Origin of the sequence: uncultured Corynebacterium sp. (genome assembly GCF_945649885.1) — a bacterium.
Classification (GTDB): domain Bacteria; phylum Actinomycetota; class Actinomycetes; order Mycobacteriales; family Mycobacteriaceae; genus Corynebacterium.
The window spans coordinates 1-21,860 of record NZ_CALZFS010000036.1 but is presented as its reverse complement, the minus strand read 5'-3'; the positions used below and the strand labels follow the sequence as shown (position 1 = coordinate 21,860).

Annotated in this window: 26 protein-coding genes and 1 pseudogene; 20 read left to right on the top strand and 7 right to left on the bottom strand. The window is 57.3% G+C overall.

Annotation, left to right across the window (positions count from 1 at the left end):
- Positions 1–68: 68 nt before the first annotated feature.
- From Q0M74_RS05780 to Q0M74_RS05760, 5 genes are all read left to right on the top strand, one after another.
- Positions 69–389 carry an ankyrin repeat domain-containing protein gene (locus tag Q0M74_RS05780; protein ID WP_293952359.1) on the top strand — a complete coding sequence of 107 codons (321 nt, stop codon included), beginning with the start codon at positions 69–71 and terminating at the stop codon, positions 387–389.
- Between the two features lie 11 nt (positions 390–400).
- Positions 401–1,045, top strand: coding sequence for an ankyrin repeat domain-containing protein (locus Q0M74_RS05775; protein ID WP_293952356.1), 645 nt, complete (start codon positions 401–403; stop codon positions 1,043–1,045).
- A 161-nt stretch (positions 1,046–1,206) separates the two neighbouring features.
- On the top strand, positions 1,207–4,536 hold the full coding sequence (locus tag Q0M74_RS05770; RefSeq protein WP_293952354.1) for a DEAD/DEAH box helicase: 3,330 nt from the start codon (positions 1,207–1,209) through the stop codon (positions 4,534–4,536).
- 74 nt (positions 4,537–4,610) lie between these two features.
- Complete coding sequence (locus tag Q0M74_RS05765) at positions 4,611–5,363, top strand: sulfite exporter TauE/SafE family protein (RefSeq protein ID WP_293952352.1); 753 nt, start codon at positions 4,611–4,613, stop codon at positions 5,361–5,363.
- A 19-nt stretch (positions 5,364–5,382) separates the two neighbouring features.
- The gene (locus tag Q0M74_RS05760) at positions 5,383–5,772 is read left to right on the top strand and encodes an META domain-containing protein (RefSeq protein ID WP_293952350.1); all 390 of its coding nucleotides are present in this window, start codon (positions 5,383–5,385) and stop codon (positions 5,770–5,772) included.
- On the opposite strand, the gene panD is transcribed toward Q0M74_RS05760, so the two are convergent.
- Positions 5,769–6,179: an aspartate 1-decarboxylase gene (panD, locus tag Q0M74_RS05755; RefSeq protein ID WP_293952348.1), complete on the bottom strand. Its 411-nt coding sequence runs from the start codon at positions 6,177–6,179 to the stop codon at positions 5,769–5,771. The two genes, Q0M74_RS05760 and panD, sit on opposite strands and share 4 nt — an antisense overlap.
- 272 nt (positions 6,180–6,451) lie before the next feature.
- Here panD and Q0M74_RS05750 point away from each other — a divergent pair, with 272 nt between their 5' ends.
- Entirely contained in the window at positions 6,452–8,116 is a 1,665-nt protein-coding gene (locus Q0M74_RS05750) for a DUF885 domain-containing protein (protein WP_293952346.1), read from the top strand.
- Between the two features lie 84 nt (positions 8,117–8,200).
- Here Q0M74_RS05750 and Q0M74_RS05745 read toward each other — a convergent pair whose 3' ends face one another.
- Both Q0M74_RS05745 and Q0M74_RS05740 read right to left on the bottom strand, forming a co-directional pair.
- Entirely contained in the window at positions 8,201–9,313 is a 1,113-nt protein-coding gene (locus Q0M74_RS05745) for an AbrB family transcriptional regulator (protein WP_293952344.1), read from the bottom strand.
- A gap of 38 nt (positions 9,314–9,351) precedes the next feature.
- Positions 9,352–10,038, bottom strand: coding sequence for a hypothetical protein (locus Q0M74_RS05740; RefSeq protein ID WP_293952342.1), 687 nt, complete (start codon positions 10,036–10,038; stop codon positions 9,352–9,354).
- Positions 10,039–10,156: 118 nt separating this feature from the next.
- On the opposite strand from Q0M74_RS05740, the gene Q0M74_RS05735 reads away from it, so the two are divergent.
- Positions 10,157–10,939 carry a TSUP family transporter gene (locus Q0M74_RS05735; protein ID WP_293952340.1) on the top strand — a complete coding sequence of 261 codons (783 nt, stop codon included), beginning with the start codon at positions 10,157–10,159 and terminating at the stop codon, positions 10,937–10,939.
- Between the two features lie 77 nt (positions 10,940–11,016).
- Complete coding sequence (locus Q0M74_RS05730) at positions 11,017–11,433, top strand: hypothetical protein (RefSeq protein WP_293952338.1); 417 nt, start codon at positions 11,017–11,019, stop codon at positions 11,431–11,433.
- A 90-nt stretch (positions 11,434–11,523) separates the two neighbouring features.
- On the opposite strand, the gene hrpB is transcribed toward Q0M74_RS05730, so the two are convergent.
- Positions 11,524–13,941, bottom strand: a complete 2,418-nt coding sequence (gene hrpB, locus Q0M74_RS05725) for an ATP-dependent helicase HrpB (RefSeq protein WP_293952361.1) — start codon at positions 13,939–13,941, stop codon at positions 11,524–11,526.
- A 288-nt stretch (positions 13,942–14,229) separates the two neighbouring features.
- On the opposite strand from hrpB, the gene Q0M74_RS05720 reads away from it, so the two are divergent.
- The gene (locus Q0M74_RS05720) at positions 14,230–14,592 is read left to right on the top strand and encodes a hypothetical protein (protein ID WP_293952336.1); all 363 of its coding nucleotides are present in this window, start codon (positions 14,230–14,232) and stop codon (positions 14,590–14,592) included.
- Positions 14,593–14,630: 38 nt separating this feature from the next.
- Here Q0M74_RS05720 and Q0M74_RS05715 read toward each other — a convergent pair whose 3' ends face one another.
- Positions 14,631–15,284 (bottom strand): sugar O-acetyltransferase, encoded by a 654-nt coding sequence (locus tag Q0M74_RS05715; protein WP_293952334.1) that lies wholly within the window; start codon positions 15,282–15,284, stop codon positions 14,631–14,633.
- A 75-nt stretch (positions 15,285–15,359) separates the two neighbouring features.
- Between Q0M74_RS05715 and Q0M74_RS05710 the strand changes: the two genes are divergently transcribed.
- From Q0M74_RS05710 to Q0M74_RS13880, 10 genes are all read left to right on the top strand, one after another.
- Positions 15,360–16,052, top strand: a complete 693-nt coding sequence (locus Q0M74_RS05710) for an alpha-ketoglutarate-dependent dioxygenase AlkB (protein WP_293952332.1) — start codon at positions 15,360–15,362, stop codon at positions 16,050–16,052.
- Between the two features lie 176 nt (positions 16,053–16,228).
- Positions 16,229–16,423: a DNA-3-methyladenine glycosylase I gene (locus tag Q0M74_RS13885; protein ID WP_366087897.1), complete on the top strand. Its 195-nt coding sequence runs from the start codon at positions 16,229–16,231 to the stop codon at positions 16,421–16,423.
- On the top strand, positions 16,374–16,580 hold the full coding sequence (locus tag Q0M74_RS05705; protein WP_293952330.1) for a DNA-3-methyladenine glycosylase I: 207 nt from the start codon (positions 16,374–16,376) through the stop codon (positions 16,578–16,580). The genes Q0M74_RS13885 and Q0M74_RS05705 overlap by 50 nt, the downstream gene beginning before the upstream one ends.
- A 144-nt stretch (positions 16,581–16,724) precedes the next feature.
- Complete coding sequence (locus tag Q0M74_RS05700) at positions 16,725–17,408, top strand: LysE family translocator (RefSeq protein WP_293952328.1); 684 nt, start codon at positions 16,725–16,727, stop codon at positions 17,406–17,408.
- Positions 17,409–17,442: 34 nt separating this feature from the next.
- Positions 17,443–17,736 carry an RNA-binding S4 domain-containing protein gene (locus Q0M74_RS05695; RefSeq protein ID WP_293952326.1) on the top strand — a complete coding sequence of 98 codons (294 nt, stop codon included), beginning with the start codon at positions 17,443–17,445 and terminating at the stop codon, positions 17,734–17,736.
- A complete protein-coding gene (locus tag Q0M74_RS05690; protein ID WP_293952324.1) occupies positions 17,736–18,593 on the top strand; it encodes a VOC family protein in 858 nt (285 codons plus the stop codon). The genes Q0M74_RS05695 and Q0M74_RS05690 overlap by 1 nt, the downstream gene beginning before the upstream one ends.
- Before the next feature lie 22 nt (positions 18,594–18,615).
- Positions 18,616–19,008: an MGMT family protein gene (locus Q0M74_RS05685; protein WP_293952322.1), complete on the top strand. Its 393-nt coding sequence runs from the start codon at positions 18,616–18,618 to the stop codon at positions 19,006–19,008.
- A gap of 61 nt (positions 19,009–19,069) precedes the next feature.
- Entirely contained in the window at positions 19,070–19,294 is a 225-nt protein-coding gene (locus tag Q0M74_RS05680; protein WP_293952320.1) for a hypothetical protein, read from the top strand.
- Between the two features lie 401 nt (positions 19,295–19,695).
- A complete protein-coding gene (locus Q0M74_RS05675) occupies positions 19,696–19,902 on the top strand; it encodes a hypothetical protein (protein WP_293952319.1) in 207 nt (68 codons plus the stop codon).
- Entirely contained in the window at positions 19,899–20,156 is a 258-nt protein-coding gene (locus Q0M74_RS13880; protein ID WP_366087893.1) for a Fic family protein, read from the top strand. The genes Q0M74_RS05675 and Q0M74_RS13880 overlap by 4 nt, the downstream gene beginning before the upstream one ends.
- Here Q0M74_RS13880 and Q0M74_RS05670 read toward each other — a convergent pair.
- Positions 20,145–20,282: a hypothetical protein gene (locus tag Q0M74_RS05670; RefSeq protein ID WP_293952317.1), complete on the bottom strand. Its 138-nt coding sequence runs from the start codon at positions 20,280–20,282 to the stop codon at positions 20,145–20,147. The genes Q0M74_RS13880 and Q0M74_RS05670 overlap by 12 nt on opposite strands.
- A 302-nt stretch (positions 20,283–20,584) precedes the next feature.
- Positions 20,585–21,511, bottom strand: a complete 927-nt coding sequence (locus Q0M74_RS05665) for an alpha/beta hydrolase fold domain-containing protein (RefSeq protein ID WP_293952315.1) — start codon at positions 21,509–21,511, stop codon at positions 20,585–20,587.
- Positions 21,512–21,650: 139 nt separating this feature from the next.
- Between Q0M74_RS05665 and Q0M74_RS05660 the strand changes: the two are divergent.
- Positions 21,651–21,860: pseudogene (locus Q0M74_RS05660) on the top strand (hypothetical protein); the annotation flags it as partial.

The following is a 21,860-nucleotide window of genomic DNA, read 5'->3' as shown; positions in this document are numbered from 1 at the left end:
TTTATTTACTAATCCACCAACAATTAATGTTACAACTATAAAAATTAAAAAGGAGCATCCCCCTGATCATGGCTAAGAAGTTGAAGACAGTACTACCCAGGAATTTCCAGAAACTGGTGGACAGCGGTGATGTGGAGGCCATGAAGAAGGCCTTCGAGGGACGTTCCCTGGAAGCCACGAACCGTTATGGTCGCACGGTGCTCCATCACACCAGTGTGCCCACCGAGTTGAAGATTTGGCTGCTGGAGCAGGGGGCAGACGTCAACGTCCAGGATGCGGAGGGCAACACCCCGCTGCACTCCCATGCCTCCATGAGGGAGGCCGACATGGGTTTCCTCCTGGATCGCGGTGCCGATGTCCAGGCGGTGAATGGACGGGGGAGAATGTAGCCTATACGGCGGTGTTCTTCGTGGAGAATCTCCGTACCCTGATTGCTGCTGGAGCTGATCCCTATCTGCGCAATAACGAGGGAGAAGCCCCCTTGATGCGTGTCCTGCGCAGAGGAAACACCGGTCAGCTTTCTGAGATCGCAGAGCTGGTCCGTCTCCTGGACCATAATCCCTTTACCTGTGAGGAATGGGAGGAAGCACGTCGCCTCATCAGCAATCTGGGAAGGCGCTTTGCGGAGATCCGTGAAGTCTATGATGAGGATTCCGTGGAGCAGGCCACGGCAGGAATGGTTTTCCTCTATGACACCTTCGACATTCCCACAGATCAGCGCGCCACGGAACCGATCCGCCATGACGGATCCACACCGATTGAGTTCGAGGGGGACACCTGGGGTGAGTGTTTCACCCACGCCTGGGACTTCCTGGTGCCGGCGGCGGCTAAGGCACTGACCCTGCAGGGTGAGGCGATCCGCATTGCTGGCCGGGTGGCCAATGAATTTCACGGTAATGGCGGCATCAACTGGGATGCTGATTTCCAGCGCATGGCTTCGGCACTGCTGGACATCACGGAACAGAGGGGTAACTCTGGGGCCCAAGGGGCGCGCGGAGCTGGAGAAGGCCATCACGGATGTCCGTGGCGGTACCCCTGCAGATGATTCAGTGGATGCACTGCCCCGATTGGCCACCGCCTGGGTACTACACAATCCACAACCCTTCCCCGGGGGGGGAGAAATTGATTACCGGCGTTAAAGCTGTGGCATGAGGAACTATCCTGGGGCAATAGCCCTCGAACCTGATGAAAGATTGTTCTTAACACATGGCAAGCAATTACCCGTTGATTTCTGAAACGTCGATTAAGGAGCGTTTTGGGGGTTCCACCGTCGGTCGAGGAAAACGGTACCAGGTGCAGGGAATGGTATTAAAAATCCAGTGGGCAGAACAAAACAAGGAACTCACCGGCATGGTGGCAGGCAATGCGCACGAACCTTATCGGGTAGTAGTGGAACTGCGCTCACCGCATGCGGCGCTGCCATGGCGGGTAGATGGTAGTCGGTGCACCTGCCCTGTGGGATTCAATTGCAAGCACGCAGTGGCCTTGTGTTTTGAGGCTATCAAAATGGCGGAATCATCAGGATCTCCCGGTGTTATTTTTCCTCGTCCACGACAAGTACCCCTCACGAATGGAGGGGGGAGCCGGTCCCGCGAGCCGGATTGGCGGATGGCTCTGGAAAAGCTTGTGGAGGAAGAGGCCACAGAATCCATCACACCGGTCCCCATTGCCTTGAGCGTGGATCTTCGTGTGCCACGGCAAGCTTATAATCGTCATTTTGCACTTCCCGAAGAACAACAGGTTGATGTGGCGGATTTGGCGGATGGCACAGGGTTTATCGCGAAGCTGCGGCCTTTAAGAAAATCTGTTGCAGGGAATTGGGTCAAAGGGCAAATCAGTTGGGCTACTTTTGAACATCTATATTCCCCCAGCTCAGGAATTAATAAAGAACAGTTTCTGTTGCTGAGTCAGTTATGTGCATTACATTCTGGGACTATTCGCAGCATGCACAATCAGCTGGAGATGGATACCTTCTATTGGAATAGTGTGGAGTTCTGGGAGTTGCTCCGCCGTGCTGTTGATGCAGGGTTGCCTTTGATCGGGCAGGGGCAGGTCAATCAGGTAGAGATTGCTGAGCCAGCTGAGTACCTCATGGATCTCAGCAGGCCAGAAAAGGAATTGCTGCTGACTCCACGGGTCATGTGGAAGGGTTCCGTCATGGAGGTACCCCGCCCTTTGGGATATTCCGCAGTGGTGGTGGCCGAAGATGTATCAACAACCGCTAAGAAACTTATGGATGTGCAGCTTATTCCGCTGAATAAAGCGTTGACGCGAACAACCATGAATGTGTTGCAGGACGCTGACTCCATCCGGGTCCCGAGAGCAGAAGAACAAGAATTCTTCGATAATTTCTACCCTGTTTTGCACAATAATACTGCGGTGATCTCCTCGGATAAGTCCGCGGAACTCCCTGAGGTGCAAAAATCTATTCTTGAACTATCCGTGCGTTTCACAGAGCCAGGGAGCAAAGAAAAACGTGGAGATTCCCTCCACCTGGCATGGCAGTGGCGCAGGACAAAGTTCGGTAATCCGATTGAGCATCAACAGTTCGTGGTGGCACAGGTGCAGGAGATCTTTCCGGATGCCACCGCAGAAAGTGTGCAGCATTTCTTTGGTGCTGAAGCCCTTCGTATTGCAGAACACGTGCTTGATCAGCTTCACGCATTGGAGTACGTGGATGTCATCTTTGAAAATGACCGGCCAGCTTATCAGGAGCTTCATGGTGAACCTTTTGTCAGCATTTCCACGGAGCAAGAAGACAATGACTGGTTTGATCTGAATTTCGATATCGCCATCGATGATGTGAAAGTGCCCTTCACTGATGTGTTTGTGGCTCTTGCCCGCGATGAAGATTTTGTGTTGCTGGCTGATGGCAGCTATTTTTCTCTGGATCATCCAGCTTTTGTGCGTCTTCGTGAGTTGCTCAAGGAAGCACAGGATATAGAGGAGTGGACTTCGAAGAGTCAGCGTGTACACCGCAGTAACTCTGGACTTTTTAATGATCTGCAGGAACTCGCTGATGACTGGGTTCCTGATGCGGCGCTGGAATCATGGATGCAGACGGTACAGGAACTATCCACGCTCACTGAACTTCCGAAGGCAGAGGTCCCGGAGTCTCTGCAAGCCACACTGCGTCCCTATCAGGAAGACGGCTTCCGCTGGTTGGCGCTGCTGCATGATCTGGGTCTTGGGGGAGTGCTGGCTGATGATATGGGCTTGGGTAAAACCATTCAAACCCTTGCCCTGATGGCGCATGCCCGCAAGGAGCACAGGGAAAACAGTGGGTTCTTGGTGGTGGCACCTTCTTCAGTTGTATCGGTCTGGCGGGATGAGGCTGCACGGTTTCTGCCGGATCTTAAAGTTGTGGTGTTGGATAAAACCGCAGCCAAAAGAAAGACCCCAGTGCCAAGTGATGCTGACATCGTGATCACTTCCTATGCCATCGCCCGCATTGATGAGCAAATTTTTGCGAGCTCTTCTTGGCAGGGGCTCATTGTGGATGAGGCACAGTTTGTGAAAAACCACACCACCCGTACCTTCCGTGCGATTCTTGGCATCGCACAGCAGGCACAATTCCGTCTGGCTATCACCGGCACCCCCATGGAAAATTCACTATCTGACCTCTGGTCCCTGTGCGCACTCACCGCGCCGGGTTTGTTCCCGCATTTCAAGGAGTTCAAGGCACAGTTCATCACGCCGATCGAAGCGGATCCCAGTGCTGAGCTGGCTGCTGAAAGGATGCGCCAACTGCGGCGTCGAATAGCTCCTTTTATGTTGCGCCGTGCCAAGGAGCAGGTGGCGACTGACCTGCCGGATAAAATTGAGAACACCGTGGTGCTGCCCCTGCAGCCTGCTCACCGAAAGCTTTATGACGCCGTCCTGCAACGCGAACGTAAAAAAGTTCTCAAACTGCTTGATCAGGATCTTGATAGCAACCGCATGACCATCTTTCGCTCGCTGACGCTGTTGCGGATGCTGGCGCTGGATCCCCAGATTGTTGATGAGGATAATGCGGCAATTCCATCCACGAAACTGGAGGATCTCTTGGAGCGACTCGAGATCATTGTGGGGGCTAAAAACCATCAGGTTATTGTGTTCTCCCAGTTCACATCATTTTTAGGGAGGGTTGCTGAGCGCCTTGATGGTGCTGGAATCAGCTTCTCTTACCTTGATGGTGCCACCCGGGACCGCTCTGATGCCATCAAGAGATTCCGTGAAGAAGGCGCTTCAGTGTTCCTTATCTCGCTTAAAGCAGGAGGCTTTGGACTCACCCTCACTGAAGCTGATTATGTTTTTCTGCTTGATCCCTGGTGGAATCCAGCAGCTGAAAAACAGGCCATTGATCGAGCCCACCGCATCGGCCAGCGCAACAATGTGATGGTTTACCGCATGGTCTCTGAGGGAACCATTGAGGAGAAGGTTCTGCAATTGCAAAAACGAAAAGCAGCGCTTTTCCACGCCCTCACCACCGGCACCGGCACTGCCGCTGCGGGACTTACCGCAGATGATCTCCGAGCACTTTTCGACACCCACTGAGCCTTCTCAAGTGGGGTTAGCTTCCCCCGGTGGGGTTGTGCCTTTGCACGTTAAAAGTCCTATTCTGATTCATCGTGTTAACCATCGCCACGATTCTTCTTGCCTCCGTCCTCATCGGTGCTATCCTGCAGCGCATCACCGGCCTGGGTGTCGGCCTTGTCGCAGGTCCTGTCCTCACCGCCCTGCTCGGCCCCCTTGCCGGTATCACGATGGTCAATGGACTGTCGATCATCAATGCCGTCAACAATGCCTGGGCAGTACGTAAACGTACCGACTGGAAACGCTTCCGGATCTTGGCCGGTGCTCTTGTCATCGGTTCACTGCCGGCTGTGTTGGTCGTGCACCTGCTCAATGGTCCCTGGCTGCTCATCGCGGTGGGTGCCCTGGTGTTGCTGGCCCTGAGCATCTCCCTGTTTCCCACGGAGAAGTTCCGCATCAATGAGCATGCGAAAGCCCCGATGATCCTGTTTGGCGTCATCGGTGGTTTCATGTCCACCGTCGCCGGTATCGCAGGGCCTGCCCTGACCATTTATGCCCGCCTGTCCCGGTGGGACTACCGTGATTTTGTGGCCACCCTCCACCCGATTCTGCTGGTGGCCAACACCGTGTCCTTCCTGCTCAAGGTGATCCTCATCGGTGGTCTGGACTTTGGTGGCGCACCAGCGTGGCTGTGGATCAGTGCCGTGGCCATGATCTTTGTCGGTGCTTGGTTCGGTGAGCGTATCAACGCGAAGATCTCGACCCCGATGGCCAAGCGTCTGGCCACCATCCTCGCTGCCGCTGGTGCCACCGTGGTCCTGGTCCGCGGACTGATGGAGCTGTTCTAAGCACGATGAACTGGCTGTCATGAAAACCATCTCCGGTGTGATCATGGGGACAGCAGCACTGGCCGGGTGCGGCTCAGCATCAGATTCTGCGCCACTACCTGCTCCGGTTGATGTGCAGGGCACCTGGGAGACAGCAGTCCCTGAAGGTGCTCACCTCACCTTGGAGGCGGACGGCTCACTCAATGGCAATGACGGCTGCAACAGCTTCTTCGGCACCTGGTCAGCAGAGAGGTCGGCAGCAGGCACTCAGCTGATCTTTGGCGGTGTGGGCAAGACAGAGATGTATTGCGAAGGCGTAGATGACTGGTTGAGTCAGTTGCACACCGCCACCGTGGAGGATGACGGTGGGCGGATGTACATCATGGATATGGACGGTCAGACGCGGGGGAGCGTCGACAAGCTTTCTTAAAGCGAGCGTGAGCTGAGCAGACGAGAGCCCGGGATGGGTTCGCCGGCATCGTTGCCCAGGGCAAGGATGCGGTTGTCTGCGTCCACGTGGACGATGCTCGGCTCATAGGCATTGGCCTCGGCATCAGTGGCCTGCAGGTAGCTCATGATGATCACCAGATCGCCTGGGTTGATCAGGTGGGCGGCCGCACCGTTGATGCAGATGCTGCCTGTTCCGGCATCGCCGGTGATGACATAGGTGTCCAGGCGGGCTCCGTTGGTGATGTCTACAACGGAGACTTTTTCACCCTCAATGAGGCCGGCGGCGTTGACCAGGTCGGCATCGATGGTGATGGAACCGACATAATCAAGGTCAGCCTGGGTGACGGTGGCGCGGTGGATCTTGCTGCCGAGAATGGTGCGGAGCATGGAGGGGCATCCTTCAGGGGAGTGAATCAGCTGGGGGCTGTGAGAACTGATGTAGGGAAGTATCTAAATAATGCGGTTAAGGGTAGAGCCTGCAACACGTGATGGTCAAAGAAAAAGCCTTCAGGTGGGACGGATTTATGGTCTTCTGCGAGCTCCTCCGTGGTCTCCCTTCAAGTCTGTCGAGCTGAATGCAGGGCTGTATATTGCAAATTCGCAACAACCGGGTCATCCCAGGTGGGATTAAGAGCGTGAAGTGGCTACGATAGCCACTTATGACTCTTGAGAGTTCTGTACAACGTTCTCCTTCACTACTGGACGCCTCTTGTGAGGTCTATGTCCATGAACTGGCGGCACTATCGCCTACCGACGCGACCGCCTGGGGCATCCCCGGCTTCGAGGGTGAGCTTCAGGATTTTTCACCCGATTATTGGAATGCCGTCGCGGAGCGAAACCGCGACATGGTTGCTGACGTCGATGCTTTCGACGACGGCACCGACGACAATGACGACGACGAAGACTTTGATGACGTCGACCGCGTCACCGCTGAAGTTCTCCGTGACCGCGTCTGCCTCGACCTGGCACTGCACCACCAGGGCGAGACTCTGCGCCTGCTCAACAACATTGAGTCCCCGGTGCAGACCATCCGCGACACCTTCCTGATCATGCCCAATGAGTCAGATGAAGACTTGGAAAATATCCGCGAACGCCTTTCCCGTGTTCCGGACTCTCTTCACGGCTACTGCGAATCACTGGCGGAATCCGCCAGCCAGGGCCGTGTGGCAGCCATCCGTCAGATTGAGGAGGTCATCTCCCAGTGTGAGGACCTGGCTGAACCTGACTCCGTTCTGGAAAACCTCGGCCTGTCTGAGGCGGACCCGGTGGTGGAGGAAGCCCAGGAGGCCTTCGCCCGTGTTGGTGCCTGGCTCGGCGAGCAGCTGGCACCACATGCACCCCATGAGGATGCTGTGGGCCGTGACCGCTATGAGCAGTTCTCCCACCTCCATGTCGGCGAATTTGTGGACCTGGATGAGGCTTACCGCTGGTCCCTGGAGCAGCTTCGTGAGATTGACGCTGAACAGCAGCAGTTGGCTACCACCCTTTATGGCGCTGGTACCACCGTCAAGGAATCCTTGAAGAAGCTCAACGCCGATGAGCGTTACCTCATCCGCGGTACCGATGCCCTGCAGGAATGGATGCAGGACATCGCCGATAAGGCCATCAAGGACCTCAACGGCAAGTACTTCCAGATCCCTGAGCAGGCCAACACCATTGAATGTCTCATCGATCCGGCCGGCACCGGTGGCATCTTCTACACCCCACCAAGTGATGATTTCTCCCGTCCGGGACGCATGTGGTGGTCTGTGCCGAAGAAGCAGGAAATCTTCCACACCTGGCAGGAGCTCACCACCGTGTTCCACGAGGGTGTCCCTGGCCATCACCTGCAGATTTCCCAGGCTCTGGCGGAATCCACCAACCTGAACCTGTGGCGTCGTGTGGTGGCCTGGAACTCCGGTCATGGTGAAGGCTGGGCACTTTATGCCGAAAGCTTGATGAAGGAACTTGGCTATCACGAGGATCCGGGCAACCGCATGGGTTACCTGGATGCGCAGCGCCTGCGTGCGGCACGCGTGGCCATTGACATCGGCATCCACCTGGGTAAGAAGAATCCAGAGAACACCGGTGTCTGGGATGCCTCCTATGCCCGTAGCTTCCTGCGTGAGAACACCTCCATGAATGAAGCCAGTCTCTCCTTTGAGCTCAATCGTTATCTTGGTTGGCCGGGACAGGCCGCTGCCTACTCCATTGGTCAGCGTCTCTGGCTGCAGCTTCGCGAGGATGCCACTGCACAGGGCATGACCCTGGCTGATTTCCACAGCCAGGCATTGGCCTATGGCAGCATCCCGATGTCCATCCTGCGGGACCAGATCCTGGATTAAACAGTTGGACCATGGAAGGGGGGTTTCTTGGCTCAGACATCATGTCTGGGGGCCGGGACCCCCCTTTTTGTGCTCTGTGCGCTGCTATTTCCTCCGCAAGATCAGGCGCAGGATGGTGGGTAGCCAGCCGGCGATGGCGAGAATCGCGAGCAGACGGATGATTTGGATGGTCACCACCACAGGTCCTGCTTCCCCTTCAGCGGACAGGGCCAGGACTGTTTCCAGGGCGCCCGGACTGGTGGCCAGATAAGCCTCGAAATAACTGATGTCCAGCCAGAAGGTCAACAGTCCTGCAGCCATCGCGCACACTGCCAGGAGTGCGAATATGAAGAGGAACGTGGCGGGCAGCTGCCGGGAGAACAGCTTGAGTGCCGCCATGTTCAATCCGCCACCACACATCCACCCAATAGACATGAATGCCAGGATCTTGAATAGCGTGGGCGGATCTAAGTTGAGATCATCAGGCAGCACTGTGCTCAGGGCGACTGTGAATAACAGGGGTCCCAGGACCGCCGGGGCGGGGAGATGCAACAGCCTGCCCAGGGGTTCACCGGCCAGCACGATCACGGCCAATGTCACCAGGGACAGGATGGTGGTGGAGGTCCCGAACTCCTCTAAACCGAATACCTCCACCGGGCTCTGTGATCGGGTGGCGGTGGTCACCTTGTCAGGTGTAAAGAAGTGGGTGACCAGGGGAAGGGTCACCGACACCACCAACAGTCGCAGATATTGACTCAGTGTGACATAGCGGAAATCAGCACCCAGGTCCCTGGCCAGCACCGGCATCACTGAGGCACCCCCCGCCAGCATCGACAGCACCCCGGTCTCAGCAGAGATCTCCTTTCTGGAGCGGGCCAGGAGGATGCCACCAGCCACACCGACAGCAACGGTGAAGAAGGAGATCACGATGCCTGGGGCCAGGTACTGCAGGAGTTCGCGTGCTGGGGCACTGACCAGGGGCAGGGCAGCAAGCACCGCGATGATGGAACGTCCGAAGATATGCATTCCGCGGGCGAGTGGCAGATCCTCACTGGTGATCAGGGCGCAGGCACCGGCGACCACGATGGCCGCCAGGATCCAGGCGGCAGGGACATTCCATATGGTGAATAGCCAACCCAGTGCGAGTGACAGAGGTGCGACGATCGCCCACCTTAAAACTGTAGCCCGGCGGGAAGATGGGTTTTCTATGTCGCTCACCTTGGGGTCACAGTCTCCTTATGTGAATAACCAGCTATTTATGTGGCTTTCACTTTAGCAGCGTGTGGTGTGAGATCCCGTGGACCATCCGGGGCGGCTGGAGATGCTGCAGGACTTGTTTCCGTGAGCACCTCATAGGAATCCGGGGTAATCAGTACACTGCCGATGAGCTGGTCTGGTTCGGTGCTGAAATATGCCTCATTGTCTTCCACCCGGATGTGGATGCCTACGATCACCGCCTCCTCCGTGATATCGGTGGGAATGATGCGGGTGGTGGCCATGTCCTCGCTGTCAGCATGAACATCTAGGTCACCGGTGTCCTCGTCCTGGTTGATGAGCACCCGGTTGGCCTGCTGGTGCTGACCATCCAGCTCCTTCCACCGCACCGGGATGCTGGCTTTACAGATCGCCACATCACCGGGGGCTTCATAGAACATGCACAGGAGGAACTGTTCCTTGTCTTCCTCCGGTCCGGTGCCGGTGCCCAGATCAAGTTTGTATAGCCCGGGACCGTACTCAGGGAGCGTATCGACGCCACCGTGGTCGTCGACAAGCGCTGGCGGGGGACTGGTTGCGGCTTGGATGAACACCGGGAAATCTGATGGGACGGCAGCGGACGGCGTGCTGGGGGAGGCGCAGCCGGTTAACGCAAGGGCCAGTGCCAGGGGAGCTGCCAGCAGGGTGGGAAGCTGGTCAGTGGTGCTGTTGGTCGTGGGGAATTTCATGTGAAAATCCTTTCGTTAAGACCATCTATAACTACAGGTTAATCACCTCCGAGGGGTCTATGCCAGGTCTATGCTTAGGTCATCTGAATCAAGACCATTCAGGAAGGAGGCAGCATTCATGGGAATTGAGCTTGCCACCAGCGGATGGGGCATCCTCATCGCCGGTGCGGCCCTGGCCGGTTGGATCGATGCTGTCATCGGCGGGGGCGGTCTGGTGCTGATCCCGCTGATCCTGGCGGTGATGCCCCAGCTCGCACCGGTCACTGCGCTGGCGGTGAATAAGGTCGCGGCGGTGACCGGAACCGCCTCCGCTGCGGTCACCTTGTTTCGGCGGGTACGTCCACCAGCCCAGCTGTTGCTGGTCTACATCCCGGTTGCCCTGGTGTGTTCAGGTGCCGGGGCGCTGGCAGCCAGCGCCCTGGACAAGCAGCTGATGCGGCCCCTGATCATCGCCCTGATGCTGGTGGTGGGTATCTTCGTGGCCTTCAAACCGAGTTTCGGCACCGGGGAGAGTAGTGATCTGCCCCGGGGTTGGCGTCTCTGGGCAGCCATCGGCGTCGTGGGGTTGATTGCCGGATATGACGGAATCTTTGGACCCGGAACGGGCATGTTTCTCATCATGGCGTTCACGGCATTGTTATCCCAAAATTTTCTCACCTCCGCGGCGATGGCGAAAGTGGTCAACACCTCCACCAATATTGGTGCCCTGGTCATCTTCATATCCGGAGGGCATGTGTGGTGGCAACTGGCAATTGTATTAGCTGTGTCTAATGTCATTGGTGCCCAATTGGGGGCGAGGACGGTTTTGGGTGGCGGGACAAAACTCATCAGATATGCACTGTTAGCGCTGGTCATCGTCATGTGCACATATTTAGGCTGGCAGCAGTATCACAACATCTAGACAAAGCTGTATAGAATTCAGCCATTTTTAGGCTCATTAGCTGGTTTAGTTCAGCTTCTCTTCCTAGACTGGTTTTTATGACGAAGACACAACTTGACGGTTGGTCCAGTGAGGCTTCCGAAGAGCCTTCTAGTACGGGCCTACCCACTCACCCCGAGGTGACCGGCGAGACCGGCATCATCACCGATCTCTCCACCGCCTCCACCATGGTGACTGTACTGGTGGAGGAAGACACAGATCCTGAGGATTTCGCTGCGCTCATCGCAGGTGCTGCCTCCTCCACACGCATCCTTGGACTTGATGAACTTCATGTGATCGCCCCCGCCCGCCATCTGCCCCGGCTTGCGGTGGCTGCTTCAGAGATTGCCGATGAGCTTCCTGAAACCTTCCAGTTCTGCGAGGCTGAAACCTGCGAGCATCAGCACCCTGATGATTCCACCGTGCTGACCGCTGATTCCGTACTGGGGCTCGGCCGGAAGTTATCCGCCTCTTAAAAAAAAATTCACTGTTGTCCCCTGAGCCTGCCAGATGCACCGTGTGCCTGACAGGCTCTTTTTTGTGATTCACCGCCGATGGCTTAAGCCTCACATCCTGTTCTTGGTTCTGGCGGTGGCTGGTGCGGACCAGGGGTCTTCCGGCCAGGGATGGCGGGGATAACGTCCCCGCATCTCTGCCCTGACCTGTGTATATGGTCCAGACCAAAAACTGGCCAGGTCATCGGTGACTGCCAGGGGGCGTCCCGCAGGGGAGAGCAGGTGGAATTGCACGGGTGAATGACAAAATTCCGGGGAGGCCGCCAAGCCGAAACATTCCTGTAATTTCACCCGGACCACCGGCCTGCCATCTGCATAGTCCAGGCGGTGGCGGTTACCACTGGGGACCCTGAGATGGGAGGGTGCCAACTCATCCATGGTGGAGGCTTCCGGCCAGGGGAGCAGCCGCTGCAGGGCAGTGAACATGTCAATCCGGGAGATGGGTGTTCCCCGGGCAATCTGCTCCAGTTCCGGACCCAGCCACATATGGACATCAGCGGCTGCGATATCCGGCCAGGGATCGCCGATCCGTTCGTACAGGAACTGGAGACGGTGCAAGAGTGCCATGGCCTTGTCAGAGAAGGTGAATAATCCCAGCCCTTCCCTGCTGATGGCCTCGGTGAGGGCCGCGGCTGCATCATCCGGAGTGGGTTTGGCGGGTGTGGCACTGAGTTCAATGGCACCTGCTGCGCGTATCTTGCGGGCCTGTACCTTCCCATCCCTGACCGCGGCACGGGTGAGGTCTGTGACCCCGATGATCTCCAGGGCATGGTCTTCTGTGATGCGGGCTGCTGCCCGGATGATTGCGCGGGATCCGGAACGGCTGATATCAGCAATCGCCAACCAGGGTGCTCCGGCCAGCTCTTTATCCATCAGGGTGGCACGGGTTCCGGTGGCTAAGAGATACTCCATATCTTTTTCCCGTCGGGCGATGAGGCCAGGCAGTGCCGTGCCGATGACCTGACCAGCTGTCGCCCTGTGGGAGACCTCAGGAGCGAGACGACGCAACCGCGAGACTTCCCGACCAAATGAGCGTGAGCCCTGGGAGGCGCGCACCTGCTTTTCCACATCGCCCCGGGGATCTCCGGCGATGACCGCGAGAACCTCAGCAGCCTGGGGGCCGTGAGACAGCAGGGAAACACCGAACTGGGGGGACAGAGGGAGCGTTGATAAGCGTTTGCCCAGAGCGGTAGCACCACCGGTGTCATCAATGGCCCCGATGGCACGCAGTGTTGCCTCTGCTGACTGCAGGGCAGGTGCCGGTGGTGGGGTGAGCAGCGGGAGCCCCTCCCCACCCGGGGTACCCCAACAGGCCAACCACAAGGTGGACTGGGTGAGATCCGCGGACTGGATCTCCGGCGTGGTGAAAGGTGTGAAATGAGAGAAATCCTCCTGTGAATAACCACGGATCACCTCACCTGGTCCTTCACGCCCAGCGCGACCAGCACGCTGTTCCGCAGAGGACTGCGCACAACTTGAGGTCACCAGTCCCGTCATGCCGCGGGCGGCATCGCGCCTGGGAGAACGCGACAAGCCGGAGTCCACCACGATGCGCACACCCGGCACGGTCAGGGAACTCTCCGCCACCGGTGTGGACACCACAATGCGCGGACGGTCACTCCGGGCGAGCGCCCGATCCTGCTCAGCCGGGGTCAGCCGCCCATGGAGGGGATACACCTCCCCCTGCCCGAGTGCAGAGAGCTTAGTGCTGAAGTAGTCGATTTCGCGGACGCCCGGGAGGAAAACCAGGGCTGAATCCTGCCGTTGGGAGACGGCTTCATCCGTGACCTGTGCAAGATGATCAAGATAATCCCAGTTCACCCCCTTCGCCCCAAGCCGCGGTGCGGTACCGGGCAGATAACGGATATTAAGCGGATGAAGGGGTGCCTCTGCCACAAACACCTCGGCGGAGAGAAGCGTGGCAAAATGCGCCGCATCAAGAGTGGCGGACATGGCAATGAGGCTGAAATCATCGCGCAACTGACTCAGTTCAGTGAGCATCCCGATGATGAGATCAGTATCCAGCTGACGCTCATGAACCTCATCAATGATCACCGCACTGACCCCTGCCAGCTCCGGATCAGCCAACAACCTGCGGATCAACACTCCCGGGGTGAGAAATTGCACGTGGGTTCCCTGATGGTGCTCACCGCGGACAGTGAAACCCACCTTCTCACCCAGCCTGCTGCCATCAAGATGGGCCAGGCGCCGGGCGGCAGCGCGTACTGCCACCCGACGGGGAGCTGTGACCAGAACCGGACCCTGCTGCGGGTAGACATCTGGGCACTCCCGGATGAGGTTAGCCAGAAACGGTGGGAGGACCGTGGTCTTTCCTGTTCCTGGTGGAGATTGGATCACCCCATTGCGTGCCTGGCGGCTGAGGGTGGCGTGCAGAGGGGATAAAAGTGCTTCTGCAGGGAGGTTTACGGCGATGGACTGGATATCAAAGGTCTGTGGTTCTGGGGTCATGTACTGCTTGTCCGTCATTCATGGGGTTCATGGGGTGAAGCATTTAACTAAGTCTTGGCTGAACATGTGGTGTGGGCAGGAGTAAAGTTAGATAAGTTGCTGAACATGGTTGTCAGTGGTTATTGATGGAACGAGGGGAGCAGTGAAGCCGTGGGGCATGAATTTCCGGACTATTCACCTTCCCAGAGGTCTACCTATGATTATCCACATCAATCAGGGGCCGCGGCACCGCGGGAACGTTGGACGGTCTCATCCCCGCACCCTCCCGTCCCGACCAGGAAGGTCAGGATGACCCGGGGCGCCACGCTGATGAACCTCATCTTCGGCAGGTCGGAGCCACGACGGCCCTGGCCATTTTCCCTGGCCGGGAAATCAACAAATACACCGGCACGCGCCACACGCTGGTGGTTTGAAATATCCGTCTCAGCAACCTTCGGTATGCTGACCATCCTCTGCTTCCTGGAATTCCGCGGCTACCCACCCGGTAGCATGAGTGGCCTGCCCATGGTGGTTGGCCCCATCATCCTGGGACTGGCCGGCGCAATCTTCGGCCTGCTTGGACGCAGCCCAGCCATGGCAGCAGTCAACCTGGTCCTGGCGTTCTTCCTGGTGCCCATCTATGTCATCCTGTGGGAAGATTATTTCTTCTAGGGGTGGTTCCCTCAGGAGCTCTGGGGATCTTGATCCGCCTAGGTGCGGGCTTCCGGGGCAGGAGTCTCCTGGCCATGGTCTTCCTGGGCGCGGAGCGCAGCCACAGCCTCCACCGGAACACCTACGGGCAGCTCTGTCCGCTCCAGCTTCTGATCATCACGCATCTTGATCACCCGCGCCGGGTTGCCCACGGCGATGCTGTCGGCAGGAATATCGCGGGTCACCACAGCACCTGCACCAATCACCGCGCGATCCCCGATGCTCACACCACCGACAACGGTCACACCACCACCGAGCCACACATCCTCGCCGATATGAACAGGGGATCCGTTCTCCCACCCACCGCGGCGCATCTCATGATCATTGACGGGGTGCCCGGCGGTGAGAATCTGACAATTCGGACCCAGCATGGACCGCGCACCGATGGTGACCGGGCAGATATCCAGAATGGTCAGCCCGAAATTGATGAAGACATCCTCAGCGATGGTGGTGTTGATGCCATATTCAATGATCGCCGGGGCCTTGATAGTGCACTCGCCACTATCCGGATGCAGCCATTGGTGGAGAATCTCACGGGAACGCTCCGGATCGGTGGGGCCGATCTGGTTGTATTCATGAAATAGTGCGGCGGCGCGGCCGGAGATCTCTCCCAGTTCCTCTGACACTGCCAGATACCACTTTCCGCTGCTCATATGATCAAAATTTGCATATGGCGTAGGGTCGAATGTGTTCATGAGACCCCATTGTGCACGTTTAGAGGTGAGAAAGTGGCCACGCTTTTCGACACTCCGGGCAGCCACATTCCACGCCCGCCCCGTGAGGTCACCAGTGGGGTGGTTCACCTTCCTGATTGGTTGCCTCTGGAGCAGCAGGCCGCACTGGTGACAGAGGCGCGTGACCTTGCCAGGACAGTGGCGGGAACCCCACTGGCGATGGTCCGCCCACAGCTGCACCGCGGCCAGATGAGCGTGCATATGCTCTCCCTGGGTCAGCACTGGGCCACCAATCCCTACCGCTATGTTCGCCAGGTGGATGGCGTCAGGGTGCCGCCGATTCCAGATTCCTTCCACACCCTGGCAGCCTGTGCATTGGAAGAGGTGGCAGGGTTGAGTCCGTCGCTTGCCGCGTGGTCGGGGAAGTATCGTGCTGACGCCGCTCTGGTGAACTACTACGCCCCAGATTCCACCATGGGGATGCATCAGGATATCAATGAGGTATCCACCGCTCCGGTGATTTCCCTGTCCATCGGGGACACTGGCATGTTCCGCATGGGCAATACTGAGAATCGCAATCGGCCCTGGGTTGATATTCCACTGTTGAGTGGGGACCTCATTGTCTTTGGAGGTGCCCATCGTCGGGCTTTCCATGGGGTTCCGAAGATTGAGCGACACACTGCGCCCTCAGGCTGCGGACTGACGGAGGGAAGGATTAATATCACCATTCGTCAGGTAGGGCTTTAAGTAATGCATTCTTTCGGCTCTGGGTGATGTCCGGGGGTGTGATAGCCGCGCATTGTCCGGAGTGCTTTTTATGGGGCGGACATGATGATGTCAACTGATGATAACGTCCCTGAAGTTCCCGCCGCGCCCCCGAGGATCTGAGCACCTGCCTTGGTGGAAAGGTCTGACCTTGCTGGGTGTCCCTCGGGGAGGCGAGTCGGCGATATTTCGATGAGGGGTGGGGTAATCTACCGGACCCTGTTGAGGGGCATTTCGAGGTTTTATGCCTGGTTGTCTTTCAACTGGGCCTGAGGTGGTGCTCGGTCCTGGGGGTCGGAGGGGTTGGGGGAGGCTTTTGCCATGTTTCACGTGAAACATGTGGCAAATTTTGACGATGTTGCCGTGGAGGGGCTGCTGAATGATCCGGGGATCTTTCGGGATTGTCGGAAGGGCGGGCCCACGATCAACGACGCCCGGGTGTTGGCTGGCCTGGAGAGGGACCTGGGAGGCGTTCTGGCCCGTCGCAGCGAAGTTCTACCATTCCCGTAATTCCCACCTTCGCTTCGGGTCGTGGGGTGTGGGCCCAGGAGCTTGAGAAGTTTGGCTTCACTCATAATGGGTGCATCGCAGCATTTTCTTTGATGCAGGCAATAGGAGCCGTGAACATGAGGCGGCAATATGATGTGATTTGAAATGACTACCGCAACCCTCCTTGCCCTGCTGCTGGTATGGATAGCAGCGATTGTGTCACCAGGCCCCGACCTGGTCCAGATCATCAGACTCGGCTCCCGTAGCCGCAGCGATGGCATCTGGACCGCCCTGGGCATCATGGTGGGCAACACCATCTGGATCTCCGCCAGCCTCCTGGGGTTGTCGGCCCTGCTTTCTGCCACGCCGACCCTCCTCAACATCCTCCAATTCATCGGCGGCGGCTACCTCGTCTGGATGGGATCCGGCGCTGTGCGTTCCTGGTGGTCTCAGCGACAACGCCAGGAAGCCAGCGCTGAAGCCCGCTCTGTGGACCAGGCCATGGCTGCACTGGAGGGTGGGAAATCCATAGGAATCTGGCAGGCCCTGCGTTCCGGAATCGCGACCAACCTCGCCAATCCCAAGGCGGTTCTCTTCTACGGGTCGGTGTTCGCTCAATTCATCAAGCCGGACATGGGGTCTGGGTGGACCGTCTTCATTGCCAGCTTCCTCATTCTCACCGGTGTGATGTGGTTTGTCGGATTCGCGATTCTGGTGCGGAGCTTTGCCGCGAAAATAACCCGGAACAGTGCTGTTATTGATCTGGCCACGGGGGTGATCTTCATAGCCCTTGGAATGTTCATGGTCTGGCAGGGCGTTATGGGGATCAGCAACATGATCCTGGGTTAGCTCCCATCCGGAGAGATGGATAGACTCGGAAACCATGCAGCCCGAAGAAGTGCACATCAGGGACGAGGCCATCAAACTTGGCCAGTTCATCAAGTTGGCCAGCCTCGTCTCCACGGGCGGGGAAGCCAAGGATGCCATCGCCAATGGTGATGTCACCGTCAACGGTGAGGTCGACAATCGCCGTGGCAGGACACTCCATAACGGTGACGTGGTGTGCATCGGTGACACCTGCGCGCAGGTTGTCACCGGTGAAGATGATGAAGACGATTACTTTGACGAAGCCACCGCAGACGATGGCTTTGATCCCGAAAAGTGGAGGAATATGTAATGCCAGCTTTTGAGGCCATGCCAGGAATGCCGTACTGGATCGACCTAACCACCTCCGACATTGCGAAGTCCTCTCACTTCTATGAAAATGTCCTCGGCTGGGAGATCAGCGAAGTGAATTCCGGCTACCGCATGGCACGCGTGCAAGGTCTCCCCGTGGCAGGTTTCATCGACCAGCCAGAAGAATCCAGCATGCCGGACACATGGATCACCTACTTCCTGGGCTATGACCTTGATGGTGTGGCCAAGAAGGTGGTGGAACTTGGCGGAAGAATCCTTGCAGAGCCCACCGAAGTTCACCTCGGACGCATGGTCCTGGCCGTCGACACCGCTGGAGCACTCTTCGGCGTCATCGAACCCGGCAGCGAGGAATCCTTCGTGGCCGCAGGCGAACCAGGCACCCCGGTCTGGCATGAACTGACCACCGTCACCAAGTATCCGGAGGTTGTTGATTTCTACGGCGAGCTCTTTGACTGGATGACCTCGGAGATCTCCAGCGAAGAAGGTGAGGGCGGTTTCCGCTACACCACCGCGCTTATCGACGGCGCCGCCTTCGCCGGTGTTTTTGACGCCCAGGGCCAGTTCCCACCCCAGGTCCCCAGCTTCTGGCAGACCTACCTGGGCGTTCTCAGCGTTGATGAGGCAGTAAAGAAGGCCAAGGAATTCGGTGGAGATGTCATCCGCGAACCATGGGATTCTGAATTCGGACGCATGGCCCTGATCTCTGACTCCACCGGAGCCACCGTCACCCTCTGTGATGTTGAGGAGCCGGTTGAGGAAGAAGCAAGCGAAGCCGAAGACCTGCTGAACATTGACCTCAGTGCCTTCGAGGAACAGCTCCGCCAGCAGAACAGTTAAACAACCAGCGTGAGGCAACACCATGGATGATCTGGAATTAGATGAACTGACCTCCATGGTGTTGGACTGTGCCGACCTGATTCCGCGCGGCCGCGTGGCCACCTACGGCGATGTCGCTGTGGCGGTGGGCACCGGCCCCAGACAGGTCGGCCGCATCATGTCCGCACACGGACACTTGAGTAACTGGTGGCGTGTTGTCCGCGCCGACGGTGGATCCCAGGTAGCTGAACGATGCAGGCAGTTCTGGGAGGCAGAAGGTATTTCCTACTCCCAGGGCACGTATCTGAAGGTGTGCATGCCGCAGCACCGGATTGATGGAGAAGAATTACATAAAATCATCGAAGGGATGTCATCGGCAGCGCCTCAGCCCGGTTGTTCGGGTGCTGTGGGTGTGCGAGAGCAGGGTAGCCCGTGACGAGACAGCGTTTCGCCATGCCCTGAAGACTGGGCACCGTCTGTGCCAAGCAGGTAAGTGTATGACGGATGCTGTGATTATTGATACCTATGCGGTCTCCCAGGAGTGGGGTACTGGTGGGCCTAAGAATGCGTTGCCGCCGATGCAGGATCGCCAGACGATGGCCAGACGAGTCCGTGGTTACGTCATGACCTCTCAAGGTGAGGGATACAGCAGTGCTTCCTCAGGACCTACGAACAGCGCTGAGCGTAAGGCATCAGCCACAATGGGCCGCAGAACACTTTAGAGTGTCGGTTAGGACAGTTCAGCGCGGCTTCGTGAAGACAGGGATAGAGTTGTCTACTGGTAGGAAAAAGGGTGACAAGCCGTAGGTAATATACGGTTTCCCTGGCGGTAGGCAGGAGGGACCTTGCTCCCCAGGCTTCTCCGGAGGAATTTGCTTTAACTGATGTAGAGCCTGCTTCTGATCTATTTATGGACGAAAAAGTGCGCTCAGAAAATGACTGAGGTTGTACCCATAGATCTATAACCCAGAGGTCATGGGGCCGAAAATTAGCGTCAGGCACTGCATGGATATCCCTATGCAACTATTCCTTCCGTGCCGCAGAGGCCGTCATGAGGGCGTGATGCATATGCTGAGAGATTCGATGCACTCTACCCAGTGGTACTGAAATGGTGCCATTGGATATGGCTGTCAACCTCCGATTAACTCCGGAAGAGTCACAGCAGCTTTCTGACCTCGCAGCTTTCGAGGAACGGTCAAAGCAGCAAGTAATCACCGCACTTATCCATCAGCAGTGGGAACGCACCCAGGCACGACAGTCTGCAACTCACGCCTTGGATGAAATCTTCTCTAGTAGAAGCTCACTGATGGATCGACTCAAAGACGCATGAGTGACCCACGATTACTCTTCCAGCTTGAAGTTCTATGTCCGTGGCTGGAAGAACACGGGTTCCATTCCCGTGATTGGGGCCTACTATCCTCTGTCCTGGAGCTCCCTTGGGCCATCTTCGGCGGCAATGACCTCTACCCGGATGTATGGAATAAAGCTGGAGCACTGTTAGACAGCATCGAAGCCAATCATCCACTTCTGGATGGACATAAGCGGCTCGGAGTATTGCTGTGCTCATTACTGCTACGGGCATAGGGAGTAGATGATCGCCTGATCACCGATGATGACTGGTGTGATCTCGTGATAGATGTTGCCGAGAATCGCCCAGATATGGAGATAATCGTAATTCGGCTCCGGGGCTTTTATAAAACTTAGACGCAATGGGCCGCAGAATGCTGGGAAACAGATCCTCAAGGTCAATAGCCAGTGATCTACGAAAGAAACCCCAAGGGGCGAATCAACGTCGATCAGTAACAGAGCAGGTAACTGCTCGACAGATCGCTAACTTTTTTTGATGACACATTTGTTCAAACGGGAGAATATCCGAGCATCCCATAGGCCATGGGTGCGTCACGGTGTAGCACTGGGAATCTCTGGAGTTGGTGTGCGTGTTGTTACCCACCTGCCTACCGGAGGTTCCCTTTATGTGCTCATATCGTTTCCAACCTCCCGAGGAAGTACACCTAGATGGTCTTGAGGAATTCGGCAGTATCCCGAATCCTCTCGCGGGCAATCTTCGGAGTGGAGATGCGGTGCTGGGACACATAATCCCTGATTTTCACCTGCCCCACGGCATCCAGCCCTTCCGGTCGGCTGGTGATTTCATCCCGGGTAGCGATCTGCACCAGGGTGGTCGGCCAGGATGCTGCTGATGAGATCTCCGCGGAGCCCCGGATCTCATCCGGCAGTGCGGACACACTGTCCAGGTCAGGGAAGGTGAGGAGGAGGGCGTCGAAAAGCTTGGCATTGAGCGCGGCCAATGCCGCACCGGAGGAATAACCCCAGCCCGTGATGGATGTGGCATTGCGGTGGCGTGCATAGCCGACGGCGTTGGCCACCACCTCATTCATCTGTTCAATGCTGTGGGAAGGTGCGAGTGGATAATCCAGGTCCAGGATCGTCGTGCCGGACAGCTCGGCCGCCGCCGCAACCTCCGGACGCCACTGGAGCTCGAGTGCATCGCCGGAACCACGCCACCAACCACCACTGTGGAAGGACACCGCCCACCGGCCACTCGGGTCAGAGGGGATGAACACAGCGCCGCCGACCTCCGGGGCGGGTTCCACAGACACATCACCCAGGTATGCCACCCCCGGCATGGAGTGATCCACCGCAGAACCCAGCATCAACATTGCAGTATGGGTGATGCGATCTGGGAGATGCGCGACATAACGGTCAGCGGGGTCCGGATCACCCGTGCCACCTGCCCACGGTGGGGTGAAGTCTGGGAGGGGATAGTGGGCATCAAAATAGGAGGACAGCTGCTCAAGCTGTTCCTCCTCGGAAAGCTCACGGTCAATACCACCGACCTGGAACTCATCACGGAAACGCTGCTCCTGCTGGAGCTCTTGCTGCTCATGGGAATTATTAGAATTAGTCTTTTCGGCCATGAACCCCACCTTAGTTCGCACGCCGGACAACTGAAGCAAGAGTGAAAATATCAACAAAAATAGAGGTTTTTCTCAGCCTGAATTTTCGTTCCCGCGTAGTCTGGGGTCGAAAACCTTATTGATAGAGGAGAGAACCGCCATGAGTGGCATTGCCAAGATGTATGACACCACCGTTGTTCCATCAAAAGAAGAAGTCGCCCGTTCCTGGGCTGGCTCCATCAACCTGCAGGGAAGCTATCGCCTAGTTGACCTTGATAAGGGTGAAGTGGGCGTGGAGGTCCTCATCGCCACTGAGGATGATGGCCGTCTTGTGCAGATTCCCTTTAGCTACCGCTCTGAGGAAGTTGAT

Bases quoted from the DNA above. Each gene is read 5' to 3' on its own strand.
- Q0M74_RS05700 (WP_293952328.1), top strand. From the start codon at position 16,725: ATGACTACCGCAACCCTCCTTGCCCTGCTGCTGGTATGGATAGCAGCG.
- Q0M74_RS05665 (WP_293952315.1), bottom strand. From the start codon at position 21,511: ATGGCCGAAAAGACTAATTCTAATAATTCCCATGAGCAGCAAGAGCTC.
- Q0M74_RS05690 (WP_293952324.1), top strand. From the start codon at position 17,736: ATGCCAGCTTTTGAGGCCATGCCAGGAATGCCGTACTGGATCGACCTA.
- Q0M74_RS05695 (WP_293952326.1), top strand. From the start codon at position 17,443: ATGCAGCCCGAAGAAGTGCACATCAGGGACGAGGCCATCAAACTTGGC.
- panD (WP_293952348.1), bottom strand. From the start codon at position 6,179: ATGCTCCGCACCATTCTCGGCAGCAAGATCCACCGCGCCACCGTCACC.
- Q0M74_RS05770 (WP_293952354.1), top strand. From the start codon at position 1,207: ATGGCAAGCAATTACCCGTTGATTTCTGAAACGTCGATTAAGGAGCGT.
- Q0M74_RS05680 (WP_293952320.1), top strand. From the start codon at position 19,070: ATGACGGATGCTGTGATTATTGATACCTATGCGGTCTCCCAGGAGTGG.
- Q0M74_RS05735 (WP_293952340.1), top strand. From the start codon at position 10,157: ATGGGAATTGAGCTTGCCACCAGCGGATGGGGCATCCTCATCGCCGGT.
- Q0M74_RS05740 (WP_293952342.1), bottom strand. From the start codon at position 10,038: ATGAAATTCCCCACGACCAACAGCACCACTGACCAGCTTCCCACCCTG.
- Q0M74_RS05780 (WP_293952359.1), top strand. From the start codon at position 69: ATGGCTAAGAAGTTGAAGACAGTACTACCCAGGAATTTCCAGAAACTG.
- hrpB (WP_293952361.1), bottom strand. From the start codon at position 13,941: ATGACCCCAGAACCACAGACCTTTGATATCCAGTCCATCGCCGTAAAC.
- Q0M74_RS05715 (WP_293952334.1), bottom strand. From the start codon at position 15,284: ATGAGCAGCGGAAAGTGGTATCTGGCAGTGTCAGAGGAACTGGGAGAG.
- Q0M74_RS05685 (WP_293952322.1), top strand. From the start codon at position 18,616: ATGGATGATCTGGAATTAGATGAACTGACCTCCATGGTGTTGGACTGT.
- Q0M74_RS05720 (WP_293952336.1), top strand. From the start codon at position 14,230: ATGACCCGGGGCGCCACGCTGATGAACCTCATCTTCGGCAGGTCGGAG.
- Q0M74_RS05760 (WP_293952350.1), top strand. From the start codon at position 5,383: ATGAAAACCATCTCCGGTGTGATCATGGGGACAGCAGCACTGGCCGGG.
- Q0M74_RS05675 (WP_293952319.1), top strand. From the start codon at position 19,696: ATGGCTGTCAACCTCCGATTAACTCCGGAAGAGTCACAGCAGCTTTCT.
- Q0M74_RS05730 (WP_293952338.1), top strand. From the start codon at position 11,017: ATGACGAAGACACAACTTGACGGTTGGTCCAGTGAGGCTTCCGAAGAG.
- Q0M74_RS13880 (WP_366087893.1), top strand. From the start codon at position 19,899: ATGAGTGACCCACGATTACTCTTCCAGCTTGAAGTTCTATGTCCGTGG.
- Q0M74_RS05750 (WP_293952346.1), top strand. From the start codon at position 6,452: ATGACTCTTGAGAGTTCTGTACAACGTTCTCCTTCACTACTGGACGCC.